The sequence below is a fragment of the Mycobacteriales bacterium genome (assembly GCA_036497565.1).
Classification (GTDB): Bacteria; Actinomycetota; Actinomycetes; order Mycobacteriales; family QHCD01; genus DASXJE01.
The window spans coordinates 1-7,664 of record DASXJE010000076.1; the positions used below are offsets into that span (position 1 = coordinate 1).

The 7,664-nt window shown below is 70.9% G+C and carries 7 protein-coding genes; 3 read left to right on the forward strand and 4 right to left on the reverse strand.

Annotation, left to right across the window (positions count from 1 at the left end; all coding sequences use genetic code 11):
- Window positions 1–238: 238 nt before the first annotated feature.
- Window positions 239–3,091 carry a LuxR C-terminal-related transcriptional regulator gene (locus tag VGH85_06485; protein ID HEY2173447.1) on the forward strand — a complete coding sequence of 951 codons (2,853 nt, stop codon included), beginning with the start codon at window positions 239–241 and terminating at the stop codon, window positions 3,089–3,091.
- Here VGH85_06485 and VGH85_06490 read toward each other — a convergent pair.
- A complete protein-coding gene (locus tag VGH85_06490; protein ID HEY2173448.1) occupies window positions 3,063–4,169 on the reverse strand; it encodes a class I SAM-dependent methyltransferase in 1,107 nt (368 codons plus the stop codon). The genes VGH85_06485 and VGH85_06490 overlap by 29 nt on opposite strands.
- Window positions 4,170–4,380: 211 nt before the next feature.
- Here VGH85_06490 and VGH85_06495 point away from each other — a divergent pair, with 211 nt between their 5' ends.
- Window positions 4,381–4,569: a hypothetical protein gene (locus tag VGH85_06495; GenBank protein HEY2173449.1), complete on the forward strand. Its 189-nt coding sequence runs from the start codon at window positions 4,381–4,383 to the stop codon at window positions 4,567–4,569.
- Here the strand turns inward: VGH85_06495 and VGH85_06500 are convergent.
- Complete coding sequence (locus VGH85_06500) at window positions 4,541–5,332, reverse strand: MerR family transcriptional regulator (GenBank protein HEY2173450.1); 792 nt, start codon at window positions 5,330–5,332, stop codon at window positions 4,541–4,543. The genes VGH85_06495 and VGH85_06500 overlap by 29 nt on opposite strands.
- Before the next feature lie 99 nt (window positions 5,333–5,431).
- Here VGH85_06500 and VGH85_06505 point away from each other — a divergent pair, with 99 nt between their 5' ends.
- Window positions 5,432–5,899 carry a nuclear transport factor 2 family protein gene (locus VGH85_06505; protein HEY2173451.1) on the forward strand — a complete coding sequence of 156 codons (468 nt, stop codon included), beginning with the start codon at window positions 5,432–5,434 and terminating at the stop codon, window positions 5,897–5,899.
- On the opposite strand, the gene VGH85_06510 is transcribed toward VGH85_06505, so the two are convergent.
- The gene (locus VGH85_06510; GenBank protein HEY2173452.1) at window positions 5,892–7,223 is read right to left on the reverse strand and encodes an FAD-binding oxidoreductase; all 1,332 of its coding nucleotides are present in this window, start codon (window positions 7,221–7,223) and stop codon (window positions 5,892–5,894) included. The two genes, VGH85_06505 and VGH85_06510, sit on opposite strands and share 8 nt — an antisense overlap.
- Window positions 7,220–7,664, reverse strand: a 445-nt coding sequence (locus tag VGH85_06515; protein HEY2173453.1) for a dihydrofolate reductase family protein, incomplete at its 5' end; no start/stop codon positions are given. The genes VGH85_06515 and VGH85_06510, both read right to left, overlap by 4 nt.

Here is a 7,664-nt window from a genome sequence, read left to right on the forward strand (position 1 = left end):
GGGGCGCGGGTGGCGTTCGTGGCCGGATCATCCTTCATACGTAGCGATTGGTGCTCGGCGTCGCGTTAAGCGGCGGGTGTCCGGAGCGCGCGCTGCCCGATGGTGCAGCAATGGTGATGTGACCCGGACGGGTGAACCGACGCCTTCCCGGGCCCGTGGGAGAGGTAGATACGGCACGTCCGCGCCTCCTGCCACAGTGGGCAGGGGTTCTTTGCGGTCGTTGGGCCGGGTACGGGGGATGACCATGCACAATCTGACTGTGGTGAACGAGTGGGAGCCGGCGGACGTAGATGTGTCGGCCCGCGAGGCCGAGGTGCTCGAAGCAGTTGCCAAACATCAGACAAACGCCGAGATCGCCACCCAACTCTTCATCTCCGTCCGCACCGTCGAAAGCCACGTCTCCTCGCTGCTGCGCAAGTTCCAGGTGGGCGACCGGCGGGCACTGGTGGCCATCGCGGCGACCGTGGACCCGACGCCGGAGACGGGGACCGCCCGGGCCACCGCACCGATCGTGCGACTGCCCGCGCCGTTGACATCGTTCGTCGGTCGGGTGGCCGAGCGGGCTGCACTCGCCGAGGCGCTCGACGAGCACCGTCTCGTGACGGCCCTGGGGCCGGGCGGGATCGGGAAGACCCGCCTCTCCCTCGCGGTCGCCGCCGACGTGACCGACCGGTTCGCCGACGGCACCGGATACGTCGACCTGGTGCCGGTCACCGACCCGTCGATGATCGCGCCGGCTATCGCGGCCGCCTTGGGTCTCGGCGAACATCAGGCCCGGTCGGCGGAGGACACCGTGCTCGGCTGGTTGTCCGGCCGGGAGATGCTGTTGGTGTTGGACAACTGTGAGCACCTGATCGACGGGGTGGTCGGCCCGCTGGAACGCCTGCTGGCCGGCAGCCCCGGCCTGACCGTGCTCGCCACGAGCCGGGCCCGGCTGCTGGTTCCGTTCGAGTGGGTGTTCCGGGTGCCGGGCATGTCTCTCGACGCCGACGGCCGGGACGGCGACGCCGTCGAGCTCTTCCTCGGACGCGCCGCGGCGGGTGGGCGACCGCTCACCCCGGCCGACCGGCGACGCGTCGCCACGGTGTGCCGGGGCCTGGACGGCATGGCCCTCGCGATCGAGTTGGCCGCCGCCCGTTACGCATCTCTCGGACTGGACGGCCTCGAGGCCGGACTCGCCGACGGGCTCCGGCTGCTCACCGGCGGTCGGCGCAAGGGTCACCGGCATCGGTCGCTGCGGTCGACGCTCGACTGGAGCTACGCGCTGCTCGACTCGTCCGACCAGGCGGTGCTACGCCGGATCTCGGTGTTCGCCGCCCCGTTCACCGCCGATGCCGCCGCGGAAGTGCTCGCCGACTGGCTCCCGACTGCGACCGATGCCGTTCCGTCGATCCTCGCCGGGCTCGCCGACCAGAGCCTGCTCGTCCCCATCGTCGACTCGGGCGACACCCGCTACCGCGCCCTGGAGACCATCCGGCAGTACGGCGGCGAGCGGCTCGAGGCCGCCGGGGAGATGGTCGAGGCCCGCACCCGGCACCTGCGTTGGTGTCTCGCTGCCGCCGAAGCGCTCGGGCTTCCTCGTCCGGACGACGTCGGCGCGTGGCGGTCGGTGTTCGACCAGCTCGCCGACGAACTGCGGACAGCGCTCCGCTGGACCGCGGTTAGTGCCGGCCACCGCGCCGAGGCCTACCGGTTGGCGATCTGGCTGGCCGACCTGACCTTCGTTCGCGGCACGCCCGGCGAATCGCAGCGACGCTACGAGCAGGCGGCCGGCCTCGCCGCCGACGACCTGGCCGCCGCTGCCGCACTGCACCGCGCCGCCGGCGCGGCGGAGACGCGGCACTTCGGCAACGACGCGATGCGGCTGCGCCGGGCCGCGGCCGACGCGGCGCTGCGCGCCGGCGACCGGGCCGGCGCCGCCCGCGACCTCGCGCGCGCCGCCGAGCTGATCAATCGCGGGCCCGGCCTGATGCCCACGCCGCGCGCGGCCGGCGAGGTGGATGCACTGCTGCGCGAGGCATGGGCGCTCGCCGCAGGCGACCCGGCGGCGGAGGCCCGGACACTCAATGCCGAGGCCTACAACGGCTCGGAGCTCGACCCGATCACCGCCGAGCTCGCGGAGCGGGCGATCACCTTGGCTCGCCGGGTCGGCGACCCGCTGGACGAGAGCGCCGCGCTGGACGAGCTGACCGCCATCCAGCTAGCACGGGGGGAGGTCCGACCCGCGTTGGCGAGCGCGATGCTGCGTACCAGGTTGTTGGCTCCGCTGCAGGTGACGGCGGCGTCCGGGCTGGAGTTCTTCGACGCCTACATCATGGCCACCGACTGCGCCATCGCCGCGGGCGACCTGGCGGCTGCGAGACCGCTCGCCGAGCGGGTCTGCGACTTGCCCTTCTACCGCGAGGAAGCCCACCTGGCGACGGCCCGGCTGATTCTCGTCGCGGCACTGACCGGCGAGTGGGACGAGGCGGTCCGCCTGGGGGAGCGGTTCCGCAAGGGATGGGAGCGAGCCGGACGACCGCGCGCCGGCAACCTCAGCCGCGGCGCCTATGCGGTGGCTACCGTGCACGGGTTGCGGGGCGACGACGACGCCAGGGCCCAGTGGCTCGACATCGTCGACGGGCTCGCCACGCCCGGCCGGCCGCTGTCCTCGATCCACTTCAACGAGTTCTTCGACGCCATGCTGCTGCTACACCGTGGGCAGGCCGACGAGGCGATGCAGAGACTGGCCACGCCGCCCGAACACTTCCGGGAGTGGTACACCGGCATGTGGCGTCCCTGGTACGCCGCCCTGTGGGCCGAGGCCGCCGTACTCACCGGGCACCCGGACGCAGCCGCGCGCATCGACCGCGCCCGACTGGCGACCATGGACAACCCGGTTGCCGCCGCCATCGTCGATCGCGCTGCGGGCATGGCGGACGGCGGTCGCGGGACGCTCGTCTCCGCGGCCGCCGCCCTGAAAGCCACCGGTTGCCGCTATCAGTGGGCCCGCACGCTCGTCCTCATCGGGGATGGGGAACGAGCGCGCGGAGAGTCCGCACTGGCCGCGATGGGCGCGACACCTATGGCCTGGCCTCCAGAATCAGGTTGAACGGAGTCTCCGCCGCCCGGCGTACGCTGCTGAACCCAGCTTCGCGGAGCACCTCGGTGAGGCGGGACTCGCCGGCCTGCGCGCCCAGTGCCAGGCCGACGTCCTGCGCCAGCGAGTTGGGCGTGCAGATCACCGTGGACAGCCCGTAGAAGGTCCGGCCGACCGGGTGCAGGTTGTACTCCAGCCGGTCGCCGGCGAACGGCTCGACGAGCAGCAACGTGCCGCCGGGGGCGAGAGAATGGCGGATCCGACGAGCGGCACCGACCGGGTCGCCCATGTCGTGCAGGGAGTCGAACATGCAGACGAGGTCGTAGCCGATCGCCGACATGTCCTTCGCGGTGGCGATGTCGAACCGCACCCGCTGGCCGACGCCGGCCTCGGCCGCCGCCTTGCGCGCCGATCGGATCGACTCCTCGTGGATGTCGACCCCGACGAACGACGACCGCTCGAACGCCTTCGCCATGAGGATCGTGGACGCCCCGACCCCGCACCCGACGTCGGCCACGATCGCGCCTGAGCGAAGTTTCTCGACCACGCCGTCGAGGGCGGGCAGCCACTCGTCGACGAGATGGGCGGCGTAACCGGGACGGAAGAGTCGCACGACGCCGGAGAAGAGCCGGTCGTCGTGGTCCTCCCAACCGAAGCCCGCGCCGGTGCGGAACGCATCCACGATCGTGTCGTGGTCCGTGTAGCACGAGGCGATGCTCTCGAACGCGCCGGCCAGAAAGAACGGGCTGTCCTCGTCCGCGACCACCATGGCCTGCTCGGCGGGCAGCTCGAACGTTTCGTCGGCGGGGTGGTAGACGACGTAGCCGCCGGCCGCCTGGTTGCTGAGCCATTCGCGGACGTAGCGTTCCGCGGTGTTGGTGCGGATCGCCAGCGCTGCGGACGTCATCGGCCCCGCGCCGGCCATCGCCTTGTAGAGACCGAGCCGATCGCCGATGTGCAGCAGCAGCCCGGAGATGGCCGCGCCCATGTCGCCGACGGCCTGTCCGACGAACGCTTCGAGCTTCGCCGCGTCGATGGTGGTCGGATCGGCTTCGGCCGTGTCCTGGGTGGTCGTGTCGATCGCTGTCATGTCCTGCATCCCCCTTCGGCGGGTCCACGGTGGACCTCGTCGCCTCAAGCCTGCGGGGAAGCCCGCCTAAGGACATCCGTGCCGACCACGGATCCCACTACGGAATCACCGGATCCGTGGTCGGCACCGATGTGCCCTGGCCGCGCCGGGACCAGGCTGGTTTTCGAGCGACAACGGTCGCGATCCGACAACCCTGAAGGGGCTGATCCCGATGACCAGCTACCACTACCTGACCCTCGACGCCCTGGTCGAGGAGCGCTTCGACGCCCACCTCGCGGATGCGGAGGCCGCGCGCCTGGCGAAGGACGCCCGCCAGTCGCGTCAGCGGGCCGAGGAGACAGCCACCACCGTCGTGCCCCGGCGGGCGGTGCTCAGGAGGCTGATTCCGCGTTGGCGATGATGGCGTCGTGCACGTACTGCGCCAGCCCGGGCAGCGCGCTCTCGAAGGTCTGCGTGAGGCGTTCGTCGGCGATGTACATCTGCGCGAGACCGCGGTGTACGTCGTAGCCGCAGTCGTAGAACCAGCGGTTGATGTACTGCCGGTGCGCCTCGGCCAGGGCCATCGCCTCCGGGCCGGTCGCCGGCAGGCCGGCCCGGGCCGCCTCGGCGAATCCGCGCAGGCCCTCATCGGCCTCGGCCTTGAGGCGGGCCCAGTCCTCCTTGGTGTAGTCGGCCGCACGCCGCTGCGACTCCTGGTAGGCCTCGGTCTCTCCCCACCGATCCCGCGCCTCGTCGGCCCATTCACCGCCGACCTTGTCGGTGCCGAAGATCTCGAGCTGTTCGGCCGGTGTGAGGTTCATGCCCATGGTGCGTGCCTCCAGTTGTTTGTCGATCGCGGCTACCATCGCCTCGATCTCGGTGCCCCGGTCGAGCAGCAGCGCCCGCTGCCGGCGGAGGTGACCGACGGCATCGACCTCGGGGTCGTCGATGAGGTCCGCGATCTCGTCCAGGCCGAAGCCGACCCGGCGGTAGAGCAGCACCTGCTGCAGCCGCACGATGTCCGCCTCGGCGTAGACGCGGTAGCCGGCCGAGGTACGCCGCGACGGCCGCACCAGCCCGATCTCGTCGTAGTGGTGCAGGGTGCGGATGGTCACGTGGGCCAGATCAGCGACCCGGCCCACCGTCAGCGGCGCTATCAGTGGCGCTATGAATGGCTCTGCCATGCCCCGACTATGGATCCTCACGTCGGGTGAGGGTCAAGCCGCACCTCGCAGGAGCGGGATAGTGGGGGCACCGCCGACGCCGTACGCCGAGGAGATGCGATGACCGCGAGCCGCCCGCCGCTGCCGCCCTTCACGCTCGAGACCGCGATCGAGAAGGTGCAGGCCGCTGAGGACGCGTGGAACACCCGCGACCCACAACGGGTGAGCCTCGCCTACAGCGAGGACTCCGTCTGGCGCAACCGCGACCAGTTCGCCACCGGGCGGGCGGAGATCGTCGCGTTTCTGACCGCCAAGTGGGAGCGCGAGCTCGACTACGTGCTGCGCAAGAGCTTGTGGGGATTCCGCGGTAACCGGATGGCCGTGCGGTTCCAATACGAGTCGCACGACGCCGCCGGGCAGTGGTTCCGCAGCTACGGCAACGAGCTGTGGGAGTTCGACGACCACGGCCTCATGCGCCGACGGGAGGCCAGCATCAACGACCTTCCCATCCCGGCGGACCAGCGGCGCTACTTCGGGCCCCGCCCGGACGACGAGCGCGGACCCGGCCACGACATCGAGCTCAGCTGAGCGAACTCGGCCGGATGTTCTGGTTGAGGTGGAAGGCGTTGTCGGGGTCGTAGGCGTCTTTGAGTGCGGTGAGTCGGGCCAGCTTGTCGGCGGGGTAGGCGCGTCGCACGCCGTCCGTACCCTCGTCGGTCAGCGTGTTGACGTAGGCACCGCTGGCGAACCGGTCGAGCGCACGCCCGCACCGGCGCGCGGCCGCGATCCGCGACCCGTCCTCCGCTGGGTCCGTCCACCGTGCCGCGGCGACGTACTCGAATTGCGTGTCTCGGTGGCTGAATGCGGTGTCGGAGTCGGGTACGTCGGCGATCGCGCCGCCGTAGGCCTGCAGCGAGACGGACGGGAGGTGCGTGCCGCTTCCGTCGGAGGTGCCGCGCAGAAGCAGCGCCTGCATCGCCTCATCGGTCAACTCGCTGAAGTAGTGCCCCTTCCAGTACCGCCGGTAGTGGTGCCCGGCGACGGTGTCATCGGTCCGCTGCAGGTGCACGTAGGACATCGGCTCGATCTGTTCGGCGGTCGCGCGCCCGAGCGAGCGCAGCGCCGGCAGCAGCGCCCGGCCCGCCGCCGGCGCGCCGACCCACACGTATCCGACCGTGACCTCGTCCCCGCTCACCGATGCGGTGAACGTGGCCCGGCGGGGCGCTTCGGCGCTGAGTTCACGCCAGCCGCGCAGCACGGGAAGCGCGCGATCGATCGGGTAGGAGAATTCGGCGACCAGGGTGTCTCCGGGCACGTCATGCAGCCGAAACTCGAACTCGGTGACGATGCCGAAATTGCCGCCACCGCCGCGCAATCCCCAGAACAGCTCGGGATTCTCCGTCGCGCTGCAGCTCACCACGCGGCCGTCCGCCGTGACCATCCGGCAGGACACCAGGTTGTCGCACGAGAGGCCGTACTGCCGCGCCAGCCAGCCCATCCCGCCGCCCAGGGTCAGTCCACCGACTCCGGTGTGCGAGACGTTGCCGGCCGTCGTCGCCAGGCCGTGCCGCTGCGCCTCCCGGTCCAGGGCACCGAGCAGAGCGCCGCCCTGGACGACCGCACGGCGGCGTGCTGCGTCGACCCGTACGCCGTCCATGGGCGTGAGGTCGATCATCAGCCCGCCGTCCGGGACGGCCAGCCCGACGATGCTGTGCCCGCCGGACCGCACCCCGATCTCCAGGTCGTTGTCCCGGGCATGGCGCACCGCCGCCGCGACGTCGGCGTCGCTGGCGCACCGGACGATCAGCACCGGATGGCGGTCGACCATCGCGTTCCAGACCGTGCGCGCCTGGTCGTATCCGGGCGCGCCCGGCGCGAGCACCTCTCCGTCGATGCGTTCCACCGTGGTCATGACGCACTCTTCGACGCGGTGTAGGACAGGATGACGATGCCGGACTTGAGCGTCGTGGTGTCGACGAGGTCGAACGTCGTGAGCGGGGTCTCGCGGAACATCAGGTCCTGCGGGCCGCCGCGTCCGACGAAGAAGGGGTGCACCCACAGGTGCAGTTCGTCCAGCAGCCCCTCGGCCATGAGCGCGTAGGTCACGGGGCCGAAGCCGTACTGCACGATGTCGTTGCCCGGGGCCTGCTTGAGCTTCGAGATCTCGCCGACGACATCGCCGCCGCCGATGACGTGGGTGTTGTTCCAGGTCGGGTCGGTCAGCGTGGTGGAGACGACGTACTTCTCCATCGCGTTGATCTTGTCGCTGTAGGGGTTGCCGGACTGGCCCTGCCACACCGGAGCGAAGCCGTCGTAGGTGTGCCGTCCCATCAGTACCGCGTCGCAGGCGAGG

What these genes read in the sequence shown, in the direction of transcription:
- VGH85_06485 (HEY2173447.1), top strand. Translation starts at nt 239, where the DNA reads ATGACCATGCACAATCTGACTGTGGTGAACGAGTGGGAGCCGGCGGAC.
- VGH85_06490 (HEY2173448.1), bottom strand. Translation starts at nt 4,169, where the DNA reads ATGACAGCGATCGACACGACCACCCAGGACACGGCCGAAGCCGATCCG.
- VGH85_06495 (HEY2173449.1), top strand. Translation starts at nt 4,381, where the DNA reads ATGACCAGCTACCACTACCTGACCCTCGACGCCCTGGTCGAGGAGCGC.
- VGH85_06500 (HEY2173450.1), bottom strand. Translation starts at nt 5,332, where the DNA reads ATGGCAGAGCCATTCATAGCGCCACTGATAGCGCCGCTGACGGTGGGC.
- VGH85_06505 (HEY2173451.1), top strand. Translation starts at nt 5,432, where the DNA reads ATGACCGCGAGCCGCCCGCCGCTGCCGCCCTTCACGCTCGAGACCGCG.
- VGH85_06510 (HEY2173452.1), bottom strand. Translation starts at nt 7,223, where the DNA reads ATGACCACGGTGGAACGCATCGACGGAGAGGTGCTCGCGCCGGGCGCG.